Origin of the sequence: Azorhizobium sp. AG788 (assembly GCF_943371865.1) — a bacterium.
In the GTDB taxonomy this organism is placed as follows: domain Bacteria; phylum Pseudomonadota; class Alphaproteobacteria; order Rhizobiales; family Xanthobacteraceae; genus Azorhizobium.
The window spans coordinates 48544-73335 of sequence record NZ_CALRWL010000032.1 but is presented as its reverse complement, the minus strand read 5'-3'; the positions used below and the strand labels follow the sequence as shown (position 1 = coordinate 73335).

Sequence of the window (24792 nt, the reverse complement as noted above, 5' to 3'; positions counted from 1 at the left end):
ACCCGCCTGACCTCGCAGCAGAACTTCGCTCAGACCCTCATGGACATCAACACCTCGTCCGTGGGTTCGCTGATCGATGCGAACATGGAAGAAGAGTCCACCAAGCTGAAGGCCCTGCAGACCCAGCAGCAGCTGGCCGTGCAGTCGCTCTCCATCGCCAACAACAGCACCTCCAACGTGATGACGCTGTTCCGTTGATCGGTTCTGATCGCCTTCGCCCGTAGGCCGCCTCAGCGGCACAGGGGCAAGGGGATGAGACGAAGGTGACCTCAAAATAGGGTGCGGCCGCGTGTTTGGCCGCACCCGCTTTCCCGCCTGCGCACCGGCGGGACGCCACAACCACGCCTCGGAAAGGGGGCGTGGTTTTTCTCTGCAACGCCCATGCAAGGTTAAAGCTGAAGATTGCCAGCAGGACATGCCGTCGCTCTCCGCGACAACCGGCATGCGCCTGATCCGCTCGGAACGTCGGCATCGGTCGCCGTTTCGCCAGGAGGCAATCACCATGAGGCGGCGCGCATGAATGCCCGAGAGCAGCTCGAACGGCTCCTTTCGAACCTCCGTCAGCTGGGCGCCCGCCGCCTGGTGGCGCTGGCGCTCATTGCCCTCACCGTCGTGGCGGTGATCGGGCTGGGCGCGATGTATCTCAGCCAGCCGGAGCGTGAGACGCTCTACGCCAACCTCAATCGCGACGATGTCACCCGCATCGGCGGCGCCCTGAAAGACGCCGGCATCTCCTTCGACGTCTCCTCGGACGGCGCGGCGGTCCTGGTTGCCCATTCCGATACGGCCCGTGCCCGCATGCTGCTGGCGGTGAAGGGCCTGCCGCAAAGCTCCAATTCCGGCTACGAGCTGTTCAACGACGTGCGCTCGTTCGGCCTCACCTCCTTCATGCAGGAAGTGACCAAGGTCCGCGCGCTGGAGGGCGAGATCGCCCGTACCGTTCAGACCATGAAGGGCATCAAGGCGGCGCGGGTGCACATCGTGCTGCCTGACCGCGGCTCGTTCCGGCGCGACCAGCAGGCGGCTTCCGCCTCGGTGGTCATCCGCACCGAGAACGCCTCCGATGGCTCCACCGCCCAGGCCATTCGCCACTTGGTGGCTTCCGCCATCCCCGGCATGAAGATCGACAACGTCACGGTGCTCAACACCGAGGGCGCGGTGCTCTCGTCCAGCGAGGACGGCGTCAACGCCGCCGCCGGCAAGAAGGCTCTGCTGCAGCAGCAGGTGAACCGCGAGACCGAGGAGAAGATCCGCCGCACCCTGACCCCGTTCCTGGGCCTGGGCAATTTCGAGATCAGCGTCTCCGCGCGGCTGAACACCGATCGCAGCACCATCAACGAGACCACCTTCGATCCCGCCTCGCGGGCGGAGCGCTCCACCCGCGTGGTGAAGGAAGCCGGGCAGACCCAGAACAAGTCCACCCAGCCCAACACCACGGTGCAGCAGAACATTCCCCCGCCGCCCGGCACCCCGGCCAACGGCAATGAGAACAGCGAAAACAGCAATCGCCGCGAAGAGCTGACCAATTTCGAGATCTCCTCGCGCACCACCCAGACCGTGCGCGACGCCTTCCAGGTGCAGAATCTGTCCATCGCCGTGCTGGTGAACAAGGACCGCCTCACCGTGGCCAAGGGCGCCGACGCCGTGCCGCTCGAGACCCAGACGTTCGAGATCGAGCAACTGGTCGCCTCGGCGGCGGGCTTCGACAAGGAGCGCGGCGACAAGCTGAAGGTGGTTGCAGTGCCGTTCGCGGACGGTGGCAATGCCATGGAAGCGATCCCGCCTCTGACCTGGAGCGAGTTGCTGTTCCGCCAGGCCGGCACCCTGGTCAACGCGCTCACCATCCTGATCGTCGCCGTGCTGCTGATCTGGTTCGGCCTGCGCCCCGCGCTGCGCGCCATCCTGGCCCGTCCGGAGCCCGACGAGGCGGAAGCCATCGAAGCTGCCATGCTCGCCGCCCCGGCGTCCGAGATGGCCGCGCTGGATGGCCCGCCCATGGATTCGCTCAGCGGCGCCACCACGCTGCCCAGCTTCGCCGCCGGGGATTCCGGCCCGGTCAACCTGATCGGCGACGTCACCAGCAAGGTCAACCGGTCGCCGCAGCGGCGCCTGGAGCAGATCGTGGAGTATGACGAGGAGCAGGCCGCTGCGATCCTGCGGCAGTGGCTGCACCAGGAGGCGAAGGTATGAGCGCGAAGGCTCTCAAGCTTCACCTGCCGCACTTCGGCACGCCGCGCATCCCGCGGCCCGCCGGTCTCCAGGACCTGCACGAGAAGCCGACGCCTGCGCCGGCAGATCCCGCCGCGACACCCGCCGCTGCGGACACGCCCGCCGCACCGCCGCGTCCCGCCAAGCCGGCCGGTCCCGATCACGCCGCGATCCTGGCCGCAGCGGTTGCGGCCGCCCGGTCCGAGGCCCTCGCCAGCGCTCGCCAGGAATTCGAAGCCGAGCGGAGCCGCGATGCGGAAGCCTTCGATGCCCATCTGGCTCTGGCCCGGCAGCAATGGGCCGCCGAGACTGCCGAGACGCTCCAGGGCAATCTGACCAGCGCCCATGAAGCCATGGAGGCGCGGATCTGCGACACGCTGGGCCGCATCCTGGTGCCGTTCCTGTCGGACGCGGTGCGCGCGCAGGCCCTGCAGGAGATGTCGGCGCTGATCACCCGTCTGCTGAAGGATCCCAAGGCGCCCATGTTGCGCATCAGCGGCCCGGACGTGCTGCTGGACGTGCTGCGGGCCCGACATGAGGGCGCGGCCATCGAATTCCAGACCAGCGATGCGGTCGATGTGCGGGTCACCGCCGACGACACCGTGATCGAGACCCAGCTGCGGGCCTGGACCACCCATCTGACTGAAGCACTGGCCTGAGGCGCATCATGTCCGACAAGGGCGATCACGCCGAAATCATCATCATCAAGCGGCACGAAGAAGAAGAGCACGAGCACCATTCCAGCGCGTGGAAGGTGGCGCACGCCGACTTCATGACCGCCATGATGGCCTTCTTCCTCATCATGTGGCTGATCAACGTCACCGATAAGGATGTGAAGAAGGCGATCGCCAGCTATTTCAATCCGGTGCACCTCGCCGAGAGCATGACCGAGCGCAAGGGCCTCAACGAGCCCGAGGACATCAAGCCCGAAGGCACCTCCGCGGATGGCGATCAGAAGTCGGCCATGAAGCAGACCGCGGGCGCCGGCACCGGCCCCGGCTCGGACACCCAGAAGGGCGACAAGGACCGCGCCGCGTTCCAGGATCCCTATGCGGTGCTCTCCAAGCTCGCCGGCGAGGCCGATCCCTCCGAGATGAGCACGCCGGATGCCGCGGTGGGCGAGACCGGCCGTCCCGGCAATAGCGCCGGTGATGCCACCCGCGATCCGTTCGATCCGGTCTATTGGCAGATGACCGCCGCCCGCAAGCTGAAGACCGAAAAGCCGGGCCCGCAAAGCCTGAACGCCCCCACCCAGCAGCGCCCGGACGCGTCGGTCTCGGCGGCGCGCGGCATTGGCGATTTCCCCTCGGAAGCCGGCGTTGAGATGACCCTGGTCGCCGCTCCCGATGCGGCGCCGACCCAGGGCGGCGCGCCGGTCGTCGTGGCCAAGCCCGACGGCACCAAGCCGAACGTCGGCAAGGGCGAAGCGGCCAAGGGGGAAACCGCCCGCGGCACCGCCGCCAGCGGCGATCAGTCCAAGGGCACGGCCACCACCGGCGACAATGCCAAGGGCACCGCCGCCAAGGGCGACGCGGCCAAGGGCGAGCAACTCAAGGGCGACACCACCGCCGGCGCCGGCACCATCAAGGCCGACCAGGCCAATGCGGACAAATTGCGCGGCGAAGTGGTGGCGGCGGTGCAGAGCACCATGGGTGATGTCCGCGCCCCCCGCGTGGATGTGCGCGCCACCAAGGAAGGCTTGATCATCAGCCTCACCGACGACCAGAACTATTCCATGTTCCCCGTGGGTTCCGCCGTCCCCGATGGCCGGCTGGTGCGGGCCATGGAAAAGGTGGCGCAGGCACTGGCCAAGCGCCCCGGCGAGATCGTCGTGCGCGGCTATACGGACGGGCGCCCCTATCGCTCGGACACCTATGACAATTGGCGGCTGTCCAGCGCCCGCGCCCATATGGCCTATTACATGCTCGTGCGTGGTGGGTTGCAGGACCCGCGGGTGAACAATATCGAAGGCTTCGCTGATCGCAGCCTGAAGAACCCGGCCGATCCGTTCGCGGCGGAAAACCGCCGTATTGAAATCGTGTTGAAGGTGCCCAACTGATGCGCCGCGGCCCCCTCTCCCCCGTCCTCGCCCTGTCGATCCTGCTGTCCGCCCTTCCGGCGCGGGCGGAGGAGTTCGACCTGCTGTCCTTCCTGCGGCCGCGCCCCAGCAATGAGGTGCCGCTGCCCGAAGATGCGTCGGCGCCCCTGCCGCCGCATCGGCCGGTTGTCAGCGACGTGGTGCTGACTCCGGTGTCCATCGCCGCCGATGGCGTGGCGCAGGCAGCCCCGCTGCCGTCCGTGCCGCTGCCGTTGCGCCGGCCGAAGATCACCCTTGAGCCGACGCAGTTGCTGCTGCTCCAATATCCGGCGTCCGCCCTCAAGGCCGAAGCGGCGCTCCAGGGGAGCGCCCCGGCCGCGGCCCAGGCTGGTGCCGTGCCCGAAGCCGCGCCGGCCCCCGTTGCCGCGCCCGCAGCGGCGCCGGTGGGTGCCGTACCGGTTGCCGCGCCTCTCGCGACGGCGACGCCGGTCGGGGCAGAGCCGGTCGAGGCTGCCACGGTGCCGACGCCCGCACCCGCCGCGGCCCCGCCCGCCCAGGACGTTCCGGTTGCGGTCGCCGCAGCAGATCCGAGCGAGCCCCTGGTGCCGCCCGTCGGGCGCCGGGTAATTCCGCTGCCTGAGCCTCGTCCGGTCACGGCCCCGACCACCGGCCTGAAGCCGATCCAGGTGCGGACCATTGCGATTTCGCCGAACCGGCCGGCCCCCGCCGCCGCACCGGTGGCCGTCGCCGCCGTTGCTCCGCCGATCGAGAAGGCTCCCCCGGCCGCGCCTGCGCCGGTCCTCGCCGCCGCGCCGACGGTGGTGGTGGCGGCGGCTCCGGCCCCGGCCCCGGCTCCGGCTCCGGCGCCCGGACGCATTGTGGATCTGGCACTCGATCCCGTGCGCTCGGAAGCATCCGAACTGCCGCCCATCCAGCGGGAAATGCCCACCCCGGTGACCAGCGACGCGCTGTCCCCGGCGGTGCAGCTGGCCGGCGCCGTCGGCCAGACCAACGGCGCCGCGCCCACGGCACGCAAGGAAAAGGCCCCCGAGGACGCGCTCGGCCCCATCCTGCCCCCGGATCCGGCGATGGTGGCCGATGCGATGCTTCAGCGCATCCCCACCGTGACCTCGGCCATCGTCGGCCTGGTGTCCGCCGTCTCGCCCGGCAGCGCGAACGCCAGCGAAACCGCCAAGCCGGCCGCCGCCGCGGAAGCGCCCTATACACCGCCGCCGGTCCCCACCGTTGTCACCACCGTGGAGCGCAAGAGCACCGGTCCGGCCCCCTATGAAATGGTGCGGCGCCTGCAGCGCCTGCAGGATCTGATCGCCTCGGGCGATACCAACGCCCTGCAGAGCCAGCGCACCCTCATCACCGAGATCGAGACCCAGTTCCGCGCCACCGACCCAGAAGTGTGGCAGGACCCGCGCAACGGCCGGGCCGCGGTGATCTTCTTCCTCAGCGGCGGCGGCCCCGACGAACTGCGCAATCTGCTGAAGCTCAAGCCGCTCCCGGCGGTGGACGAGCGGCTGCTGCGCGGCGCCCTGGCCTATGTGGAAGGCCGCGAGGACGATGCCGAGCGCTATCTCGGCGAGATCGACGCTTTGCGCCTGCCCGACGCCCTCGGCGGCCAGATCGCCCTGGCCCAGGCGGCCGTGACCGTGCGCAAGGATCCGCGCAAGGCCATGGCCATGCTGGACGTGGCCCGCCTGCTGATGCCCGGCACCCTGGTGGAAGAAGCGGCCCTGCGCCGCGAGATCCTGGTGGCCGCCCAGATCGGCGATGTGAACCAGTTCGAGCAGCTCTCGCGGCAGTATCTCTTCCGCTTCCGCTACTCGGTCTATGCGGGCAACTTCCGTCAGCGCTTCGCCGCGGCCCTGACCCGCATGGCCTTCCTCAACGATCCGACCCAGTTTCCGCGGCTGACCGCCCTGCTCCAGCCGCTGGATCGGGACAGCCGCGTGGAGGTGTATCTGATGGTGGCCCGCGGCGCCCTCAACCAGGGCAAGCTGGTGGCTGCCACCCTCGCGGCGGAGCGGGTGCTGGCGGAAGCTCAGCCGGTGTCCTCGGATTTTGAACGGGCACGAGTCTATCGTGGCGCGGTGCGCGCCGCCTCCAGCAAGGATGTGGACGCCGCTCTCGCCGACCTGCGGACCGCCGTGCGCACGCGCCTGCCGCCGGATGACGTGATGCTGCTGGACGCCGCCATCACCACGGCGGAACTGGTCAAGAGCGCCGGTGAGACCACCCGGGTTGCCGCCACGGCGCCGACCAAGGTGGACCCGATGAAGCTGACCGCAACCACCGGCGCCCCCGCGCTTCTGCCCCGGCTGCCGGCTGCGCCCGAACAGCGGGTGGCTGCGGCTGCCCCCCCGCCGCCGCCCCCGCCGGCCCCAAAGGCCGAGGATGCGCCGCCGCAGAACGCCGTCGAGAACCGGGCCCGCGGCGCGCTGGATAAGATTGACGCCCTGCTGAAAGAGGCCCCCCGATGAGCGCATTCAACATCACCCTGGCCCTGCCCCAGGCGCGCGGTGCGGATGCCACATCGGGCAAGCCCGTGGACCCGGACGGCGGCGGCGAGGCCGATCGCAACCGCTTCGGCGAGATGTTTCGTGACATCGGGCGCCAGACCGCCGAACCCAACCGCCCCAGCGCGACGGCAGAGACCGCCGCAAGCGCCGAGGCCACGGCCACCGACACCGCAGCCCAGAGCCTCGCGGATGCCCTGGCCTCCGCCGGCAAGAGCCGCTCTGCCACGGATGGCCGCAGCGGCACCGCGCAGGACAGCGAGACGCTGGCAGGCGACACGGCGGCCAGCCTGCTTTCCGGACAAGGCAGCAAGAGCACCCGGACCGCCACCGCGACCCAGGCCAATGCCACACGCCAGGCGCTCGCGGAAGCCGCCGCCCGACTGCTGTCCGCCGCCGACGCCGCCAAGGCCCTGGCGGCGCAGGATGCCGAGGACATGGTGAGTGCCGAGGCCGCGACCGCACAGGTCACCACCGATAAATCCGCCCCGACCTCCCCCCGCGGCGAGGCGGCGGACGCCAAGGACCGGCGCCTTCAGGGCAACCAGGCCCTGACATCGCTGCTGTTTGGCCGGACCGAGGCGGAAGACACCGTCACCGCCCATGACAGCAGTTGGGCGCACACCGAGAATGAAGCGGCCGACGCCGATGCTTCAGGGCCGAATGGCACCGCGTCCCAAGTCTTGCCGGACGCAGCCACCGCCGGCCTGCCGCAGACCATGGCGATGCCGCTCGCAGCCCTGCCAGCCGAAGCGGCGGCGCGGGCCGCCGCCGGGCAGTCCACGGCCGGCCGCGACACCGGCGCCGCCGGCGCAACGACCACCGAGGCCGCGACGGCGGCCCAGCCCATGCGCATCACCATCCTGTCGCGCGAGACCCATTTCGCACCGATCCGCACCTTGGCGCTCAATGGCGCCAGCGCACCGGATACGGCCAGCGCGCTGGCAGCGGCGGGGACGGCGCCCACCGATGGCGAGAGCACACCGAGCTTCGACCTGCGCAACGGCGCACCGGATGGCGCCGCCCGCCAGTTGGCCGCAAACGCCAGCGGCACCGCGGCCACGCGCGCGGCCATCACGCCGACCATTGTCGCACCCGGGACCGGCACCGCTGCCTCGGCGGAGGGGGAAGCGGAAATGAACGCCGCAACCCTGATCACCCCGCGCTCTGCCAACCGCGACACCGGACGCACCTCTGAGGCGCGGCAGACCGCTCGGAGCGCCGATGCCACCGCCGCCACGACCCGGGGCGCGACCGCCCAGGCCACAGGGGGCGGCGACGTGACCCAGGAGCGGGCGGAGGATGTCAGCCTCGCGCGTGCGGAAGCTGATGGCGCGCCGCTCACGGGTGTTGCGGCCATCGGCGGATCAAGCCAGCCGGCGACCCCGGCCCTGGCCACCCTGCGCCAGATCGGCACCGCCATTGCCGCCGAAGCCAGCTCCATGGGCGCCACCTCCAGCGCCGCCGGGCCGACCGCGAACCTCATCGCCGGGCCGGTGCGCCTGCTGGACATCCAGTTGTCGCCGGACGATCTCGGCACGGTGAACGTGCGCATGCGGCTGAGCAGCACCGGGCTGGAAATCCGCCTGCGCGCCAGCAATGCGGACACTGCCCGGATGCTGGAGCGTGACCAGTCCGCCTTGCTCGACCTGCTGGCGGCCTCGGGCATCACCGCCGACAGCATCACCATCGTGGGCGGCGACGGCGCCGGCCTCACCCAATTGACCGGCCAGGATGCCGGGCGGCCCTTCGCCAGCCAGCAGAGCGCCGCCGGCGATGCGGAAACGCCGCGCGAGCAGGGTGGACGCGACCAGCAGGGCCGCGGCGCCGACGATGACCGACAGAAAGGACAATCCCGAGATGATCAAGCGCGCAGCCCTGGCCGTGCTCCTGACTTTGGCGGCGGTTTCCGCGTCTAGCCCGGCCGCAGCCGCTCCGCCTTTGACCGTCCAGCCCAATGCCTGCGAGAAGGAATTGGTCCGGGCGGCGGCGAAATACCAGATTCCCCTCCCCATCCTCTATGCGGTGGGGCTGACGGAAACCGGGGTAAAGGGCTCCATGCATCCCTTCACCCTCTATATTGAAGGCAAGGACTATCTCTCGAACACGCTGGCGGAAGCCCTGGCGCGGTTCAAGGAGGCCAATGCCCGGGGCGTGAAGCTGATCGACATCGGCTGCATGCAGGCCAATTTCTATTGGCACCGGGCCGAGTTCAAATCCCTGGAGGATATGTTCGACCCGCGGGAGAACGTGGATCAGGCCGCCCGCTTCCTCAAGGAACTGAAGCAGCGCCACGGCACCTGGACCATGGCGGTGGCGCGCTATAATGCCGGCCCGAACAACCCCACTGGGCAGAAGCGCTATGTGTGCCGGGTGATGAAGAACCTGGTGGCCGTCGGCATCGGCGCCTGGACCCCGACCGCGAAGGCCTTCTGCGACGCGCCCGACCCAGCGCCAACCGCCGGGTGAAGGCAATGGTCGGCGCCGCGCCGGCCTCCGACCATCGCCTGTCATCTGACGTGCCGCCGCGCGACGTCCCACGGCCTGCGTGCAGGGCACCGCTTCGAGCGCTATCTGGCAGCCATCCAACGACCGCGGATGTCCCTCCGGGCCGTGGCGGCTGTCCGGCCTGCTGCAGCCGTTGCCGCTAAATGAGGCGTCGGCGCCGCCGTGGCCGCCACGGATCGGCGCTCTCTCAGCCCAAACCCTTTTTGGATGCGGTCGGTATCGCCCGGCCCTGTGGCTCGCGCGGCGCGGCATTCGCCGCCAGTGGCCTTCGGCTGCGCCCGGCTACCATCGCAAGCCTGTGCGGCCGACACTGTTGCGGCGAGACACCTGGGAGATCCACACCGGGCCGGCACGGCGCGGCGGCGTGCCTCCGCTCCGCATGGCGCGTGATCGGATGGGCGGCGAGGGGGAAGGTTTCGAGGCGCGGTGAAATCGGGCACCAGAGATGGCACGGCAAGGGCAGCGGCAGGCCACCGTCGGGCGTGGACGCCCCGGGGCGAAAGCCGGGCTTACGTGTCTGAGCCCTGTCGAACGCGGGCGTCGCGGCAAAGCGAGACGGACGCTGAACTGGGGAAGTTGCCCTGAATGGATCGGCCCGTGGGTCCGGTCCAGACGCACGCGGGCCGGCGCACCGCGCCGGCCGCGTTTGCCACTGGTCGATCAGGCGAACAGGGAGTCGATATCGTCCTGGGAGACGACATTCTCATCGGTCGACAACGCCGGACCGTTGAGCAGAGCTTCGTCACCCTCACGAGCGACAATGCCGGAGTTCTGCGCGACCATGTCGGCCCCGCCCCAGATGTCGGTCATGCGATTGACGCGGGCTTCGATGAACTCGATCAGCTTCACCACTTTCTTGATGCGCTGGCCGGTGATGTCCTGGAAGTTGCAGGCCTCGAACGTCTTGATGGTCTGTGCCTGGATTTCTTCGGCCAGGGTCAGTTCCTCGCCACTCAACCGCCCGATCAGGACCGACACCGCAGTGTCGATGGTCTCGGCGGATGACAGAATGGCTTCGGTTGCCTCCTCGGTATCCTGAACCACCGCATCCAGTTCGTCGGTGGCGCGAAACAGGCTCTCGCCGCGCGTTCCCTCGGAATGGAGCGTAGCGATCTCCATCTTTGTGTTGCGGATCGCATCCTGGATGGTCTCGATCCCCGCCCAGAGGGCGTGCCGATCGCGTTCGCGATCGGCGGAGGGGTCGCGATCCTTGAATTTGGCGATCTCGCCGCGAACTTCTGATATTTCGGCTAAAATTCGATCGAGCTGCCCCTCCACGGAGACACCGATCGGGCCGCTGGCGACAGCATCAAAGACGCTGCTCATTCGGTCCGAGCCCTCAATACGAAACGGCCGCCGGCTAACCGACATCCGAACCTCCTTGCAGCGCATACGACAATGTACGATGTTCTATATAGTTCATAGCCAGCGGCGTCGGAAAGGCCCCCTCACTTCACCCTGCAAGCTCCACGCAAGGTGTTGCCAGCTAAAACCATTCTGCCCAGCCGATGAGTCACCTCTCGGTTAGTATTGACCTTGCTACCCGCTAACGGAGTGTGCCATGGCGGTTGACCTTTCAATGGCGGTTCTCGTCGTCGATGACTACAAGACGATGGTCCGGATTATCCGTAACCTGCTCAAGCAGATCGGATTCGAAGATGTGGACGAGGCGTCCGATGGCACCGAAGCTCTGACAAAGCTGAAGGAGCGTCAGTACGGCCTCGTGATTTCCGACTGGAACATGGAGCCCATGACCGGATACGAGCTGCTGAAACGCGTCCGTGACGACGCCGATCTCAGCACCATCCCGTTCATCATGGTGACTGCGGAAGCCAAGTCGGAAAACGTGATTGCCGCCAAGAAGGCGGGAGTCAGCAATTACATCGTGAAGCCCTTCAACGCTCAGACCCTCAAAGGGAAGATCGACACCGTCTTCGAGGCCTGAGCCGGTTGGGCGCTCCGGCGCCCTCCGCTCTCGCTCTCCAAGCGGGTTTTTCCTCCGACGCCTGGGCGCTTTCCAAACCTGGACCTCTCGATCCTGGGGTCGCGCCGTCTCTCAAGACCTCTCGAGCAGTCCGCAAAATGTCGCCCGGCCCTGTGCCGGGCGCTTTTTTTTGCCGACTCAGCGTGCGCTGCGGAAGACCTCTGGCGCCTCAAGACTGCTGGGAGGTTGCCGGGTGCCCCTCCCCTGCCGTGCGCATCCCCAATGGCCTTGCCTGACCCTTGCTTGGTTCCCGCATCCCCAAAAAACTCGCGCATCGTTCCGACCATAACGGCGCTAATTTGGGACGAGGTTGGCGACAATTGTCGTCTTACAGTCGCACTGGACCGACCTCTGATTGAGGCGCCCGAAGCCTTTGCGGGGAATCCAGATCAAAGCGCGTCCAAAGCCGACGAACTGAACCCAATTTGGATCGAATCTGGGTCCATTCGTGAATATATTGAGATTGCTGCGGAACCATCGCCCCGGTAACCATTTCTCAACGAAGCCGCGGACCCGCAATTCCGCTCTTCGTTTTGGAAATCTGCAGGTTATGCTGCTGAGGTAGCGCCTGTACTGGGGGATGCAGACATGTATGTCGTCGTTGATCACCGATCTACGGTTGCAGAAGGTTACGTTTCAAGCTTCTCTCGCGAAGGTTTTTCTTCGCTCGGCCTCGGCTTTGGCGAGTTCAAGGAGTGGTTGAACACCGCTTCCGACCAGGACATTGGCGCGGTGCAGGGCTTCCTGCTCGGCGACTTCGACAGCCGCCCCAGCTTCCCGGAAATGATCCGCACCCACAGCCGCGCACCGATCATCGCTTTGGCGGATGTGCGCTCGCTCCAGCAGACCCTGGAACTCTTCACCGCCGGCATCGACGATGTGGTGCGCAAGCCGGTGCATGTGCGCGAAATCGTGGCCCGTTCGGACGCCGTTTGGCGCCGGGTCAACTCCGCCACTGCCGCCGAGACCACCGGTCGTCTGCGGGTCTATTTCGACGGCCGCGATCCGGAAGTGGACGGCAGCCCCCTGCCCCTGCCGCGCCGTGAGCGTCACATCCTGGAATATCTGGTGAAGAACAGCCGTCGGCGCGTCACCAAGACCCAGATCTTCAACACCATCTATGGCATCTTCAATGATGATGTGGATGAGAGCGTCATCGAAGGTCACATGAGCAAGCTGCGCAAGAAGCTGCGCCTGAAGCTCGGCGAAGATGTCATCGATGCCAAGCGCTACATCGGCTACCAGTTCATCGGCTGATCTCTCTTCGTCCGATCTGAGCCTGCATCTGATAAAGCCCTTCCCCCCGGAAGGGCTTTATGCGTTTCCGGGGCCCTTTCCATGATCCGGAGATGATATTCGCACGCGACAACAGCAATTGTTCGCTTGGGGAAAGCATAGCCCGCTAATTATTCAACCTTCACGATCGACCCTCATGGGGCGCGCCTCCGCGGCCGGCATGGCGGCTGCCGATCGCCCTGGAGGTCGAACCGATGCGCATATCACTCAAGCAATCCCTCACCGCGGTCATCGTGCTGCTTCTGGTCTGCCTGGTCAGCGAGGGCTGGTTGGCGCATGCGCAATTGAAGGCGGTCAATTCGCGCATGGAGGAGATCACCGAGGACTGGCTTCCCAGCATCCAGCAGCTCGGCCAGATCGAATATCGCATCACCCGCTATCGCCTGTCGGCGGTTCGCTCCACGCTGAGCAGCGTCCCCGACCCCCAGATTCGCGACAAGCTCGTCACCCAATTGGCGGCGGCGCAGGCCTCCTTCCGCAGCTATGAAGCGCTGTCGGGCTCCGACACGGAACGCGACGTGTGGCGGCAGTTTCTCGCCATCTGGGAGACGTACGCCACAGTCCAGGACAAGTTCCTCAGTCTGGCGGCCGACGGCAAGCGCGACGAAGCCGCCGCGGCCGTCACCGCCTCTTCCGCCGTGTTCGACAAGGTGATCGCCGCCCTGGAAAAAGGCATCGCGTACAACAGCACCGGAGCGGAAGCGGCCTCCCGGGATGTGCATCAGGCCGGCGAGCGCGGCACCTGGAGCATCCTTGTGGCCACGGGGATCGCGCTGGCCATCGGCCTTTGCGCCATCGTCTTCGTCCTGCTGCGCGTCAGCCGCCCGCTGGACCGGATCACCGCCGCCATGATGGACGTGGCCAAGGGCGAGTTCGCCACCCCCATTCCCAGCCTCACCGCCCGCAACGAGATTGGCGACATTGCCCGCACGCTGGAAGTGTTCCGCGACGGGCTGCTGGACACCGAGCGCCGGCGCATCGCCCAGGAGCAAAAGGACCGCGACATGGCGGACACGCTCGCGCAAGAGCGCAACGCCATCGCCGACAGCTTCCAGGCCCGGATGGGATCCCTGTCGGATCGGTTTGCCACCTCGTCGGACGAAGTGGCGGCCGCGGCCCGCAACCTGTCCGCCACCGCCGAGCAGACCTCGCGCCAGGCAGAAACGGTGACGGCGGCCGCGGAAGGCGCCTCCGGCAATGTGCAGACGGTGGCCGCCTCGGCGGAGGAACTGTCCGCCTCCATCCAGGAGATGAGCCAGCAGATCACCGCCTCCGCCGACATTGCCCGCAATGCCTCGGAAGAAGCCGAGCGGACCACGGTGAGCATCCATTCGCTGTCCACCGCCGCCAATGGCATTGGCGACGTGGTCAATCTCATCAAGGACATTGCCGCCCAGACCAACCTGCTGGCGCTGAATGCCACCATCGAGGCCGCGCGCGCCGGCGAGGCCGGTCGCGGATTTGCGGTCGTGGCGCAGGAGGTCAAGCAATTGGCCGCCCAGACCGCGCGCGCCACGGACGAAATCTCCGCCAAGATCGGCGAGATTCAGGGCGCGACCGCCATCACGGTGGGCACCATCGAGAACATCGTGCGCACCATCACCACCATCCGCGATGTCAGTGGCGGCATCGCCGCGGCGGTGGAGCAGCAACGGGCGGCCACGGCGGAGATCGCCGAAAACACCCAGCGGGCGGCCAATGGCGCCAGTGACGTGACCACCAACATCGGCAGCGTCGGCCAGGCCGCCGGCTTGACCGGGGCAGCGGCGACGCAATTGATGTCGCTGTCCGGCGACCTCTCTGCCCACTCGTCCGATTTGCAGAATGAGGTGGTGAGTTTCGTCGCCTCGCTGCGCACCGCGTAGCCCGACTGCCGCGTAGCCAGGGGGCGGCCCGCCCCCGCGGGCCGCAGCCCCTTCGCCCCGCAAACGGCGTTGCGTGGTGAGCCCCCCGGCACTTTTCGCGCCGGGGGTCACGCAAAGAATCTGAAACGGCAATGAGGCTGAAAGCGCGGCCGGACGGCGCCGCGGCATCGAGCGCGCGGTTGTTGATCGCCCGGAGCGCGATGCCAGCCGGGCGATGGCTGCCTAGTCCAGCTTGATGCCGAGGCGCCCGGCTTGTCGCTGCACGAAGGCTTCCATGCGCTCACGCCCGGTTCCGGTCAGCCGCACCAGAATGCGGCGGCGGTCGCCGGGATCGGGGACCCGGTCCAGCAGGCCGGCATCCTTCAGATCATCGATCCGCCGCAGCGCGGTGGTGGTGGGCACGCCGGAGGCGATGCACAGGCTGGTCACCGAGATCGGCCGATTGGTGGCTTCCGCCACCGCCAGATCCAGAAGCATGTCCCAGGCCGGATCGGAGAACAGCCCGGCCTGGAATATCGCATCGCGGTCCGCCCGCGCGGCCACCAGGGCGCGCAGATAATTGGGGCGGGCGGTGGTGGTGGCCGTCACCAGGCTGGCGCCGCTGGCGGCGACGGTCTCGTCCTCCACCAGCGACAGCGCGCGGTTGACCGCGTGGGCCACTTCCTCCGCCGACAGCGGTTTCTGGAGAAAATCCACCGCATGCAGGCGCAGCGCGCCCACCGCGCGATCCAGCGAGGCATGGCCGGTGATCACGATCGCCGCCATCGGCCGCAGCCGCCGGCGCACCGCGAGCTTCTGCAACAGTTCGATGCCATCGATGCGCGGCATCTGGAGATCGGTGACGATCACCTGCAGATCGTCGTTCTTCTGCACCAGATCGAGCGCCTCGACGGCGGTCTCGGCGGTGAGCGAAGGCAGGCCCAGCGCCGCGAGGCCTTCACTCAGTTCGATCAGCACGTCGGGGTCGTCGTCGACCAGCAGGACGCGGGTGGGCAGGATTTCGGTGCTCATGGCGCGGAGGCCGCGCTATCCACGGGAACCAGCGGGCCGTGGGGAGGACAGGCTGCCAACATGGCGAGGAGATCCGGAAGGAGAAGTTTGCGGGACACCAGGTATCCTTGAACATAGTCCACGGGAAGGCTGCGCACGAGCGCGAGATCATCGCGTGTTTCTACGCCTTCCGCTACCACGGAGAGCCCGAGGCGACGCCCAAGTTCCGCAATGGAGCCAAAAATAGAGCGCGATTTCACCCATCGGCGCGCCTGGGCGAGGATTTCGAGATCAATCTTCACTTCGGTGATCGGCAGATTCGCCACCTGGAGCAGCCCGCTTTGCCGCCGCCCCACATCATCCAGGGACAGGCCGAACCCGGCCAGACGCAATCGCGCCAACACCGCGAGGGCCTCAGTGGAGGAATCGTAGATCGAATCCTCGGTCAATTCGAAGATCACACTGCTCTCCGGTATGCCTGCCGCCCGCACGGTGGCCAAAAGGGTGGCCACAATCTGCTCGCCGCGCAACACCTCAAACGGCAAATTGATGCTGACCGGGCACGCCCATCCCGCATCTGTCCACCGCCGGCAGCCCTCCGCTGCCATTCGCACCACATCCAGGCTCATCTCCCGCAGGAGATGCGGATCGGATGCGGCCGCGTCCACCATGTCCGGCGGCGACACTGGCCCAAGATGCGGCAAGTGCCCGGCCAGGAGCGCCTCTGCACCGGCAAAGGCCAGCTGATCGCAGGTCACCTTGGGCTGAAACGCCAGCGGCAGGGTGCCGGTCTCCACCGCAAGGGCCACCGCACGCAAAATCTGATCGTTGGTCCATTGCGGCGCAGTGGTGAGTCGCGGGCGGGCGGGCGGGCGGCGCAGCAAGTCCAGCAGATCCTGCGGGTCGAACGGCTTCTGGAGCACGCCGACCACATCCACCTGCCCCCGGCGGGCCACATCGGCGACGGTCTGGAGCATGTCTTCGCCGCGGCCGCTGATCAGCAGCAGGCGCGGGGGCTGGGGCATCAGGCTGAACCGCCGCACCACGTCCAGGCCATCGAGGCCCGGCATGGCAATATCCAGGAGAACGACGTCGAAGGTCGTCAGCTGCGCATCGGACAATTCGCCCGCATTGCCGGCCGTATCGACGAAAAACCCCGCATCCAGGAGAAATTGGGCGATGTCCTCGCGCAATTCCGGTTCGTCATCCAGCACGAGAATGCCCCGGGCCCGCGCCATATCACCCCCTGAAGGCGCCCGATGATGCGGGATCCGTCGCGCCGGAAAGAAGCTTTTCGATGCCATCCATGACAATCACCGGATCGATGGGCTTCACGAACAAGAAATCCGCATTGAATTCGGCAGCAGCGGTTTCGCTCACCACATGCCCAGTGATAATCGCAACAACCTGCGGCTGCAAATGCTTTGGCAGCCCCCGGGTATGGGCCACAAGTTCTGCCCCGTCGTGATCGGCAATGCGCAGATCGGTCAGCAGGCAACTGGGGGCAAAACCGTTGTAGAGGGCGGCAAGGGCTGCCGGAGCCGAGATGCAGACCCGGACCTCCCAGCCGCAGGAGACAAAAAACTCTCCCAATTCTTCCGCCAGTTCCGCCTCGTCGTCACAGATCAGAATGGACCGCGTCGCCATCATGCGACGTCCTGCGACAGGCCGCGATCCACGGGGATGGTGATGGTGAAGCGGGCGCCGCCCTTGATGTTGGACGCGACGATGGTGCCGTTCATGTCCCGCACCACGTTGCGGGCCATGGACAGGCCGAGCCCGGTGCCCTTGTCGGCGGACTTGGTGGTGCAGAATGGATCAAAAATCTGGCCGATAATATCCTCCCGGATGCCGCCGGCATCATCCTCAACTTCAATCAACAGATCCGCACCCCGCAATTGGGTGCGCACCGCGACCACCGCCTGGCGGGTGTCGCGCTGTACGGTGTCATAGGCATCGCGGGCATTGACCAGAAGGTTCACGATCACCTGCTCGAACATGGTCTGGTCGCCCGCCAGCATCAGTTCGGGGGAGACTTCCTGTTCGAGCGAAATGCGGATGCCCGCGGCGCGATATTGTTCGGCGATGAAGCCGGCCGCCAGTTCCACCGCGTGGCGGCAGGAGAAACTGCCGGTTTGGTCGGAGGGCATGCGGGCGTAGCGGCGCACCTGGTCGGTGATGCGCTTGGCCCGGTCCACCTGGGCGCTGATGCGCTCCAGCTTGGAGGTGATGGCTTCCGGATCCGCCTCGCTCAGCACCAGCCGGCGGGCATTGGACACCGCCATCTTGATCACCGCCAACGGCTGGTTCAGCTCGTGGGCGATGGCGGTGGCCATTTCACCCAGGGTCGCGAGCTTGGCCGCCTGCATGAGCTGGAGTTCGGCGTTGCGGATGCGGCTGGTGTCGGTGAGCAGGATCAGGAGTTGCGGTCGGCCCTCCCAGATCACGCCGCACACCGCGCCGCGCAGGGAAATGATGTCGCCCTGCGGCTTGGCGAACGCCATGGAGAGCGAGCCGGATCGCCGGCCATTCTCATCCACCGCCGCCTCGAACGCGGCGCGCACCAGGCGCTTCCATTCGGGATGGTCCGGAGAGGGGTCCACCAGGGCCGCGGCGCTGGGATTGATGAAGCGCACCACATCCCCATCGGGATCGACGATGATGGTGCCGATGGGCATGGCCTCGATGATGGCGCGCAAATTCTCCTGCACCGCCGTCACCGCCGCCTGGGCGGCCATGGTTTCCGCCAGGCGCTGGCGGTCGCGCCGCCCGTCCAGGAACAGGATCACCACCAGGCAGGTGCCGGAGACGAACAGCAGCGCGAACGGCACGATGGCCGGACTGGCTGCGACCTCGCGCTCGCGGCGGAAGATCTCCTCATTATAGGCGATGGATTGCATCAACACCCGTTGTAGCAACCGCCCCAGAGGTTCGATCTCATAATAGCCCTTGCGCAACGCGGGCAGTGCGGCCTCGGAATTGGGCGCCAGTTCGGGCAAGGAATCAATGAGCGTGTCCAGCACCACCTCGTAGCGCTGCACCGCGTCCTTCTGCGCGATGACCTCCTGGAGCAAGCGGCCCTCGTCGGAATCATAGAGCAGCGGCAGGCGCGAGCGCAGCAGTTCCAGGCGGAATTGCAATTCGTCCAGCGCGCGCCGCGAGGGGCGCAGCAGCGCGACCTCGAATTGGCCTTGGGTCTTCACATATTCCAGTTGCGCCTGGTAGGCGACCCAGCCGGACGAGCGCACGGTCGCCGAGAGCAACGCCCGATGCTGCGTCTGCGACACGTAAAGCATCCCGGTGGCCAGAAACAGCCCGAGCGTGGTCACGATGAGCGCTGCGGGCATCAGCCGCGTCCAGGCCCGGGGCTTATTATTGAACAACGAATTCAAGTGCTTTGACCTGCCAGACCATTCGGGCTTGATACATCTGCGTATCAAGATCACGCCTACCGTCGATCGGGTACATGATCCAATAGGGTCCCTTGTCGCGTACCCGCATGGTGTCTCCGTTCAGCCGTGACGCGAGTATGACGCCCTGCCCCTGCCAGTCTGACGCCGGGATGGTCGCAGACCAATCCCCCAGGGAGGTGATGCGCACCTCTTTCACCGCCCTGCCGCCCAGAGCGGCCAAAGTGGACAGGGATGGGCCGGTGAAAGCCTGCATGCCGTGGGTCCAGGGGGTATGGGTGAGAATTCTCGCCTGAGGCAAGGCATCGAGCGCGGCCAAATCGAGGGCCCGCTCAAACAGTAACTGCCCGGCCCCGGTCACCACCGTGATCGTCAGTGGCCTCTGCACGCCCTCGGCCTGCGTCTGGCGCACCGGGAATGCAACCAGCCACAGCACGCAAAACGTGCCGAGGAGTTTTATCATCTCCGCAGATCCATCCCGCCCCTGCGCGCCCGAGATGTCGCCGCCGCTGCACTCCGTCCAGCGATCGCGCCACGCCCATGACCCGCCCCATTCCCCTTTAGGGATTTCCCCTTTTGAGGGATTTCCCCTTTTAGGGATTTGCCTCCGTCAGCCTACACAAGCCCCGTTGCGGACGGATGCAAAATCGCTCCGTTCTGGCATGCAATAGATACCATTCATTCCATTTTGAAAACAATCAGGCATTGCATGTTCCGCGCCTTGCACCCCACACATCACCCGTGCACCGCACCCATGTGGACTATGCTGTATCGCCCAGCGACCACAGCACCGACCACGGCCCGCTCCGGGCACCGTCCCACCAGCCCTCGCTCCACAGCAGATGCGCGCGCGGCACCGTAAACCCGCTCACGCTCTCGCCCGACAGATTGGCCCGCAGTTCCAGCGCCAAACCATCCGCCGCCGCCCACTGCACCTCGATGCCCGCGCCGCCCACCACCCGCCAGGTGCCGCCGGCGGCAATGCCCGGCAGCAGCGGCACCACCCTCTCGCGCCGGACGGCCAGGATGCGCCGATACCAGTCCCGCACCTCGCGGTGGCCGGCCTGCTGGACTTCGGCCCAATCCAGCGTGCTGGCGCGGAATGTGGCCAGGGCGGAGGGATCGGGGATGCGGTCGCGCTTCGCGGGATCCTGGAACGCCGCAAAGTGCTTGAATTCGGCGCGTCGCCCGTTGGCCACCGCCTCCGCCAGTTCGCCGGCAAAGTCGCAGAAGAACAGGAATGGCGTGGATGCGGCCCATTCCTCGCCCATGAACAGCATGGGAATCTGCGGGCACAGCAGATAGGTGGCCGCCGCCGCCCGCACCGCCGGCGCGGGCGCCAGCGCCGCGATGCGTTCGCCGAAGGCCCGGTTGCCGATCTGGTCGTGGTTCTGGAGAAAGGCCACGAACGCCGTGGGCGGCAGATGCACGCTGGGCGCGCCGCGGGCAGAGCCGCGGAAGGCCATCTCCTCGCCCTGGAAGGCGAACCCCTCGGCCAGCGCCAGCGCCTGCTTGTCCATGTCGCCGGCATAATCGGCATAATAGCCCTCGTGCTCGCCGGTCAGAGCGGTGTGGAGCACATGGTGGGCATCGTCATTCCATTGGGCGGTGAAGCTGCGGTCATCGCCGGGGGCGAGGCGGGCGGTGTCATTCTCCTCGTTTTCCAGGATCAGATGGATCGGCCGCTCCGGGCACGACGCCCGCGCGCGGCGGGCCAGTTCCGCCAGAAGATGCTCCTGGCTGTCGTCGCGAATGGCGTGCACCGCGTCCAGCCGCAGGCCGTCGAGGTGAAACTCCTCCAGCCAATAGAGCGCATTGTGGATGATGAAATCGCGCACCGGGGCCGAGTCATGGCCGTCAAAATTGATCGCCGCCCCCCAGGGGGTGTGGTGGCGATCGGTGAAGAAGGTGGGCGCATAGGTGTTGAGATAATTCCCGTCGGGCCCGAAGTGGTTATAGACCACATCCAGCAGCACCATCATGCCGCGGGCATGGGCCGCTTCCACCAGGGCCTTGAAGTCCTCGGGCCGGCCATAGGCGGCATCGCCCGCGAACAGCAGGGCGCCGTCATAGCCCCAGTTGCGGGCGCCGGGAAAATCCGCCACCGGCATGATCTCGATGGCGGTGATGCCGAGATCCGCCAGATGATCGAGTTTCTCCGCCGCCGCCGCGAACGTGCCCTGCGGCGTGAACGTGCCCACATGCAGTTCATAGATCACCGCCTCGTGCCACGGGCGCCCGCGCCAGGTGCCATCCCGCCAGGGATAAGCGGCGGGATCGATCACCTCGCTGGGGCCGTGGACATCCTCAGGCTGAAAGCGGGAGGCGGGATCGGGCACGTCGAGCCCATCGGGCAGGCGGAACATATAGCGCGCGCCCGGCCGCGCCTGGTCGGTGACCAGATGGTGCCAGCCGCCATGCTCGCGGGTCATGGGCAGCAGCGGCCCGTCCAGCAGATTGAGGCCCACCGCCTCCACCCCCGGCGCCCAGAACCGGAAATGCACGCCGCCCCGCACCAGCATGGCGCCGAACGGCATCACATGGGCGCGGGCAAGGACGGACGCGGTCTGCGGAACGGGATGGGTCATGAAGGAACGCACCGGGCAGGAACCAACCCGCGCGAACGGGCTGCGCCGACGGGCGCTCCCACCTAACCCCTCCCGGACGCTCCGGTTCCGCTTCCCGCCCGGCGGCCTAGTGGCTGATCATCCACGGCCGGGCGGACGGGAAGCTCTTGGCGCCGCTGGCCGCCGTCTTGGTGCGGCTTTTCATCTGGCCGCCGCAGCAGCCGCAGCCGGCGCCGTGTTTCTTGGCTGCCTCGCTTCGGGTCCGTTCGCTCTTGGCGGCGAATTGGCCGTTGGTCATGGGCGCATGGGCGCTGCGCTCATTGGTGGCGATCGCCGTGCGGCGGCCCGCGTCCATGCCGGCGAAATAGGGCGCGGTGAGATAGGCGCGGGGCGAGGCGGTGGCGCAGTCGGGACACGGCTGCGCATCCGAGCAGGCGCTCATGGGATGGATCTGCGTGAATGGCCCGCAGCTCTCGCACATATAATCATAGACCGGCATCGCATTGTCCTCCCCGGACCTGGGCCGTTTGGCTTGAACCATGGCCGGGCGGTCATCCCCGGCCATGGCGTTCGCGTGCGCTACAGATCCGGCGACAGCGGCATGTCGATGGAGCCGTCGATGAACTTGGTGGGTCCCGCGGCGGTGGGATTGATGTCGAAGTCGAAGATCTGCGTGGGGAGCCACAAGGTGGCGCAGGCGTTGGGCACGTCCACCACGCCGGAAATGTGCCCCTGCACCGGCGCGGTGCCGAGGATGGAATAGGCCTGGGCGCCGGAATAGCCGAACTTCTTCAGATATTCGATGGCGTTGAGGCAGGCCTGGCGATAGGCGATGTGCACATCGAGATAATGCTGCTCGCCGGCTTCATCCACCGAGATGCCCTCGAAGATGATGTAGTCATTATAGTGCGGGGTGATGGGCGAGGGCTTGAAGATGGGATTCTTGATCCCGTACTTGGCCATGCCGCCCTTGAGCACCTCCACCTTCAGATGCACCCAGCCGGCCATTTCGATGGCGCCGCAGAAGGTGATCTCGCCATCGCCCTGGGAGAAATGCAGATCGCCCATGGAGAGGCCGCCGCCGTCCACATAGACCGGGAAATAGATCTTCGAGCCGCGCGACAGATCCTTGATGTCGCAATTGCCGCCATGCTCGCGCGGCGGCACGGTGCGCGCGCCTTCCGCCGCCGCCTTGTCCTTGGCCGCGCCCGTCAGCCGGCCCATATGGGCGGTGGGGCCGAACGGGGGATTGGCGAGGCCCGGCACGCGGGTGGGATTGGTGGCGATCAGTGCCGCCTCGCGGGTGTTCCAGGTCTCCAGCATCTTGGGATCGGGCAGGCAGCCGATCAGGCCGGGATGGATCAGGCCGGCGAAATTCACCCCCGGAATATGCCGCGACGAGGTGAACATGCCCTTGAAATCCCAGATCGACTTCTGCGCCTGGGGGAAATGATCGGTGAGGAACCCGCCGCCATTGTTCTTGGAGAAGAAGCCGTTGAAGCCCCACTGGCTGCTCGGCATGGCGCCGATATCCAGCAGATCAACAACCAGCAGATCGCCGGGCTCGGCCCCCTTCACCCCGATGGGGCCGGAGAGGAAATGCACGATGGACAGATCGATGTCGCGCACGTCGTCGGCGCTGTCGTTATTCTTGATGAAGCCGCCGGTCCAGTCATAGGTCTCGACGATAAAATCGTCGCCCGGCTTCACCCAGGCCACCATGGGAATGTCCGGGTGCCAGCGATTGTGCACCATGTCGTTGTCGTAGGCGGACTGGTTGAGATCCACCTTGATCAGGGTTTCAGTCATGGACGGCTCCGTTCTCCTTGGGACCACTTCGACCAGGTGCAGGGATGCTGACGCATCCGCACCTTGAAACGCTCAAGCGCCGCGCGGGCTTGACGTGCCGGCGCGCGGCGGCTCAGACGGACAGGAATTTGGCGACCTTGGCCTCGTCGATATCGGCGCGCAGGTCCTCGTGAACGATCTCGCCATTCTCCAGCACCAGCACCCGGTCGGCGATGTCGAGGGCGAAGGACAGCACCTGCTCCGACACCACGATGGACAGGCCGCGCTCATCACGGATGCGCTTCAGGGTGCGGGCCATGTCGCGGATGATGGAGGGCTGGATGCCCTCGGTGGGCTCATCCAGCAGCAGCACCTTGGGCCGGGTGGCGAGCGCGCGGGCGATGGCCAGTTGCTGCTGCTGGCCGCCGGACAGATTGCCGCCGCGCCGCCCCTTCATCTCCAGCAGCACCGGAAACAGTTCATAGATATCGGGCGGCACCTTGCTGTCGCCATGGGCGACCAGGCCGGTCTCGATATTCTCCTGCACCGACATGGTGGAGAAGATCATCCGCCCCTGCGGCACATAGGCGATACCCTTGGCCACCCGCTGGAAGCTCTTCAGATGGGTGATGTCGCCGCCGCCCAGCGAGACCTTGCCGGAGCGGGTGGGCACCACCCCCATGAGCGACTTCATCAGCGTGGTCTTGCCCATGCCGTTGCGGCCCATGATGGCCACGATCTCATTGGGTGCGACGGCGAAGTTCAGACCATGCAGCGCTTCGCTCTGGCCATAGGAGACAACGAGGTTCTCGACGTTGAGCATGATGCGCCTCTCAGTGGCCGAGATAGACTTCGATGACCTTGGGGTCCGCCTGGACCTTGGCCATGGAGCCTTCCGACAGGATCTTGCCCTGGTGCAGGACGGTGACCTTGTGGGCGATGTCCTCGACGAACTTCATGTCGTGCTCGATCACGATCACCGAGCGGTCCTTGATGATGGTGTTCAACAGCTCAGCGGTCTTCTTGCGCTCGGCCACGCTCATGCCCGCCACCGGCTCGTCCAACATGAGCAGTTCCGGGTCCTGGATCAGCAGCATGCCGATCTCCAGCCACTGCTTTTGGCCATGGCTGAGATATTCCGCCCGCTGGTTCAGCAGATCGGCCAGGAAGATGGTCTCGGCCACATGCTGCACCCGGTCCTTCACCGCCCCGTCGCGCTTGAACGCCAGCGCGCCCAGCACGCCGCGCCCCTTGGGATAGGAAATCTCCAGATTCTCGAACACGGTGAGATCGTCATAAATCGACGGGTTCTGGAACTTGCGCCCCACCCCGGCGCGGACGATCTCATATTCCTTCATCTTGGTGAGTTCGGTGTTCTTGAACTTCACCGAGCCGGCGGTGGCCTTGGTGCGGCCGCAGATCAGATCCAGCACCGTGGTCTTGCCGGCGCCATTGGGGCCGATGATGACGCGGATCTCATTCTCATCCACATAGAAGGACAAATCGTCCACCGCCTTGAAGCCGTCGAAGGAGACGGAAAGCCCCTCCACCGCCAGCAGGAAGTCGGGCGCCATCTGGTCGGAAATCACGGGTGGGTTCATGGCGTCCTC

21 protein-coding genes are annotated in these 24792 nt (G+C 66.6%); 10 read left to right on the top strand and 11 right to left on the bottom strand.

Features of this window, described 5'->3' with window-relative positions; translation table 11 throughout:
• The 7 genes from AAG816_RS17915 to AAG816_RS17885 all read left to right on the top strand — a co-directional run.
• A partial coding sequence (locus AAG816_RS17915) for a flagellin (RefSeq protein WP_341991031.1) occupies positions 1 to 198 on the top strand: 198 nt, incomplete at its 5' end.
• 318 nt (positions 199 to 516) lie between these two features.
• The gene (gene fliF / locus AAG816_RS17910) at positions 517 to 2190 is read left to right on the top strand and encodes a flagellar basal-body MS-ring/collar protein FliF (RefSeq protein ID WP_341991030.1); all 1674 of its coding nucleotides are present in this window, start codon (positions 517 to 519) and stop codon (positions 2188 to 2190) included.
• On the top strand, positions 2187 to 2867 hold the full coding sequence (locus AAG816_RS17905) for a hypothetical protein (RefSeq protein ID WP_341991029.1): 681 nt from the start codon (positions 2187 to 2189) through the stop codon (positions 2865 to 2867). The genes fliF and AAG816_RS17905 overlap by 4 nt, the downstream gene beginning before the upstream one ends.
• Before the next feature lie 8 nt (positions 2868 to 2875).
• Positions 2876 to 4267 carry a MotB family protein gene (locus AAG816_RS17900; RefSeq protein WP_341991028.1) on the top strand — a complete coding sequence of 464 codons (1392 nt, stop codon included), beginning with the start codon at positions 2876 to 2878 and terminating at the stop codon, positions 4265 to 4267.
• Positions 4267 to 6738, top strand: coding sequence for a hypothetical protein (locus AAG816_RS17895; RefSeq protein ID WP_341991027.1), 2472 nt, complete (start codon positions 4267 to 4269; stop codon positions 6736 to 6738). Before AAG816_RS17900 ends, AAG816_RS17895 begins: the two co-directional genes overlap by 1 nt.
• Positions 6735 to 8693, top strand: a complete 1959-nt coding sequence (locus AAG816_RS17890) for a flagellar hook-length control protein FliK (protein WP_341991026.1) — start codon at positions 6735 to 6737, stop codon at positions 8691 to 8693. The genes AAG816_RS17895 and AAG816_RS17890 overlap by 4 nt, the downstream gene beginning before the upstream one ends.
• On the top strand, positions 8635 to 9243 hold the full coding sequence (locus AAG816_RS17885) for a lytic transglycosylase domain-containing protein (RefSeq protein ID WP_341991025.1): 609 nt from the start codon (positions 8635 to 8637) through the stop codon (positions 9241 to 9243). Before AAG816_RS17890 ends, AAG816_RS17885 begins: the two co-directional genes overlap by 59 nt.
• A gap of 699 nt (positions 9244 to 9942) precedes the next feature.
• Here AAG816_RS17885 and AAG816_RS17880 read toward each other — a convergent pair.
• Positions 9943 to 10608 (bottom strand): protein phosphatase CheZ, encoded by a 666-nt coding sequence (locus AAG816_RS17880; protein WP_341991024.1) that lies wholly within the window; start codon positions 10606 to 10608, stop codon positions 9943 to 9945.
• 235 nt (positions 10609 to 10843) lie between these two features.
• Between AAG816_RS17880 and AAG816_RS17875 the strand changes: the two genes are divergently transcribed.
• The 3 genes from AAG816_RS17875 (at position 10844) to AAG816_RS17865 (ending at position 14427) form a co-directional block, all read left to right on the top strand.
• A complete protein-coding gene (locus AAG816_RS17875; RefSeq protein ID WP_341991023.1) occupies positions 10844 to 11227 on the top strand; it encodes a response regulator in 384 nt (127 codons plus the stop codon).
• A gap of 627 nt (positions 11228 to 11854) precedes the next feature.
• Entirely contained in the window at positions 11855 to 12523 is a 669-nt protein-coding gene (locus tag AAG816_RS17870; protein WP_341991022.1) for a response regulator transcription factor, read from the top strand.
• A 233-nt stretch (positions 12524 to 12756) separates the two neighbouring features.
• Positions 12757 to 14427: a methyl-accepting chemotaxis protein gene (locus tag AAG816_RS17865; RefSeq protein WP_341991021.1), complete on the top strand. Its 1671-nt coding sequence runs from the start codon at positions 12757 to 12759 to the stop codon at positions 14425 to 14427.
• Positions 14428 to 14649: 222 nt separating this feature from the next.
• Here the strand turns inward: AAG816_RS17865 and AAG816_RS17860 are convergent, their stop codons facing one another.
• The 10 genes from AAG816_RS17860 to urtD form a co-directional block, all read right to left on the bottom strand.
• A complete protein-coding gene (locus AAG816_RS17860) occupies positions 14650 to 15438 on the bottom strand; it encodes a response regulator (protein WP_341991020.1) in 789 nt (262 codons plus the stop codon).
• Positions 15435 to 16655, bottom strand: coding sequence for an EAL domain-containing response regulator (locus tag AAG816_RS17855; protein ID WP_341991019.1), 1221 nt, complete (start codon positions 16653 to 16655; stop codon positions 15435 to 15437). The genes AAG816_RS17860 and AAG816_RS17855 overlap by 4 nt, the downstream gene beginning before the upstream one ends.
• A gap of 1 nt (position 16656) precedes the next feature.
• On the bottom strand, positions 16657 to 17067 hold the full coding sequence (locus AAG816_RS17850) for a response regulator (protein ID WP_341991018.1): 411 nt from the start codon (positions 17065 to 17067) through the stop codon (positions 16657 to 16659).
• Positions 17064 to 18764, bottom strand: coding sequence for an ATP-binding protein (locus tag AAG816_RS17845; RefSeq protein WP_341991017.1), 1701 nt, complete (start codon positions 18762 to 18764; stop codon positions 17064 to 17066). Before AAG816_RS17845 ends, AAG816_RS17850 begins: the two co-directional genes overlap by 4 nt.
• Positions 18765 to 18789: 25 nt before the next feature.
• The gene (locus AAG816_RS17840; RefSeq protein WP_341991016.1) at positions 18790 to 19290 is read right to left on the bottom strand and encodes a hypothetical protein; all 501 of its coding nucleotides are present in this window, start codon (positions 19288 to 19290) and stop codon (positions 18790 to 18792) included.
• A 298-nt stretch (positions 19291 to 19588) separates the two neighbouring features.
• Entirely contained in the window at positions 19589 to 21415 is a 1827-nt protein-coding gene (gene treZ, locus AAG816_RS17835) for a malto-oligosyltrehalose trehalohydrolase (protein ID WP_341991015.1), read from the bottom strand.
• Between the two features lie 106 nt (positions 21416 to 21521).
• Positions 21522 to 21893: an FmdB family zinc ribbon protein gene (locus AAG816_RS17830; protein WP_341991014.1), complete on the bottom strand. Its 372-nt coding sequence runs from the start codon at positions 21891 to 21893 to the stop codon at positions 21522 to 21524.
• Positions 21894 to 21973: 80 nt separating this feature from the next.
• Positions 21974 to 23203, bottom strand: coding sequence for a formamidase (gene fmdA, locus AAG816_RS17825; RefSeq protein ID WP_341991013.1), 1230 nt, complete (start codon positions 23201 to 23203; stop codon positions 21974 to 21976).
• A 112-nt stretch (positions 23204 to 23315) separates the two neighbouring features.
• The gene (gene urtE / locus AAG816_RS17820) at positions 23316 to 24005 is read right to left on the bottom strand and encodes an urea ABC transporter ATP-binding subunit UrtE (protein WP_341991012.1); all 690 of its coding nucleotides are present in this window, start codon (positions 24003 to 24005) and stop codon (positions 23316 to 23318) included.
• A gap of 10 nt (positions 24006 to 24015) precedes the next feature.
• Positions 24016 to 24783 carry an urea ABC transporter ATP-binding protein UrtD gene (gene urtD / locus AAG816_RS17815; RefSeq protein WP_341991011.1) on the bottom strand — a complete coding sequence of 256 codons (768 nt, stop codon included), beginning with the start codon at positions 24781 to 24783 and terminating at the stop codon, positions 24016 to 24018.
• Positions 24784 to 24792: the final 9 nt, after the last annotated feature.

Excerpts from the sequence above, each read along its gene's own strand:
- fliF (WP_341991030.1), top strand. The coding sequence starts at position 517 with ATGAATGCCCGAGAGCAGCTCGAACGGCTCCTTTCGAACCTCCGTCAG.
- AAG816_RS17905 (WP_341991029.1), top strand. The coding sequence starts at position 2,187 with ATGAGCGCGAAGGCTCTCAAGCTTCACCTGCCGCACTTCGGCACGCCG.
- AAG816_RS17900 (WP_341991028.1), top strand. The coding sequence starts at position 2,876 with ATGTCCGACAAGGGCGATCACGCCGAAATCATCATCATCAAGCGGCAC.
- AAG816_RS17895 (WP_341991027.1), top strand. The coding sequence starts at position 4,267 with ATGCGCCGCGGCCCCCTCTCCCCCGTCCTCGCCCTGTCGATCCTGCTG.
- AAG816_RS17890 (WP_341991026.1), top strand. The coding sequence starts at position 6,735 with ATGAGCGCATTCAACATCACCCTGGCCCTGCCCCAGGCGCGCGGTGCG.
- AAG816_RS17885 (WP_341991025.1), top strand. The coding sequence starts at position 8,635 with ATGATCAAGCGCGCAGCCCTGGCCGTGCTCCTGACTTTGGCGGCGGTT.
- AAG816_RS17880 (WP_341991024.1), bottom strand. The coding sequence starts at position 10,608 with ATGAGCAGCGTCTTTGATGCTGTCGCCAGCGGCCCGATCGGTGTCTCC.
- AAG816_RS17875 (WP_341991023.1), top strand. The coding sequence starts at position 10,844 with ATGGCGGTTGACCTTTCAATGGCGGTTCTCGTCGTCGATGACTACAAG.
- AAG816_RS17870 (WP_341991022.1), top strand. The coding sequence starts at position 11,855 with ATGTATGTCGTCGTTGATCACCGATCTACGGTTGCAGAAGGTTACGTT.
- AAG816_RS17865 (WP_341991021.1), top strand. The coding sequence starts at position 12,757 with ATGCGCATATCACTCAAGCAATCCCTCACCGCGGTCATCGTGCTGCTT.
- AAG816_RS17860 (WP_341991020.1), bottom strand. The coding sequence starts at position 15,438 with ATGAGCACCGAAATCCTGCCCACCCGCGTCCTGCTGGTCGACGACGAC.
- AAG816_RS17855 (WP_341991019.1), bottom strand. The coding sequence starts at position 16,655 with ATGGCGCGGGCCCGGGGCATTCTCGTGCTGGATGACGAACCGGAATTG.
- AAG816_RS17850 (WP_341991018.1), bottom strand. The coding sequence starts at position 17,067 with ATGATGGCGACGCGGTCCATTCTGATCTGTGACGACGAGGCGGAACTG.
- AAG816_RS17845 (WP_341991017.1), bottom strand. The coding sequence starts at position 18,764 with ATGCCCGCAGCGCTCATCGTGACCACGCTCGGGCTGTTTCTGGCCACC.
- AAG816_RS17840 (WP_341991016.1), bottom strand. The coding sequence starts at position 19,290 with ATGATAAAACTCCTCGGCACGTTTTGCGTGCTGTGGCTGGTTGCATTC.
- treZ (WP_341991015.1), bottom strand. The coding sequence starts at position 21,415 with ATGACCCATCCCGTTCCGCAGACCGCGTCCGTCCTTGCCCGCGCCCAT.
- AAG816_RS17830 (WP_341991014.1), bottom strand. The coding sequence starts at position 21,893 with ATGCCGGTCTATGATTATATGTGCGAGAGCTGCGGGCCATTCACGCAG.
- fmdA (WP_341991013.1), bottom strand. The coding sequence starts at position 23,203 with ATGACTGAAACCCTGATCAAGGTGGATCTCAACCAGTCCGCCTACGAC.
- urtE (WP_341991012.1), bottom strand. The coding sequence starts at position 24,005 with ATGCTCAACGTCGAGAACCTCGTTGTCTCCTATGGCCAGAGCGAAGCG.
- urtD (WP_341991011.1), bottom strand. The coding sequence starts at position 24,783 with ATGAACCCACCCGTGATTTCCGACCAGATGGCGCCCGACTTCCTGCTG.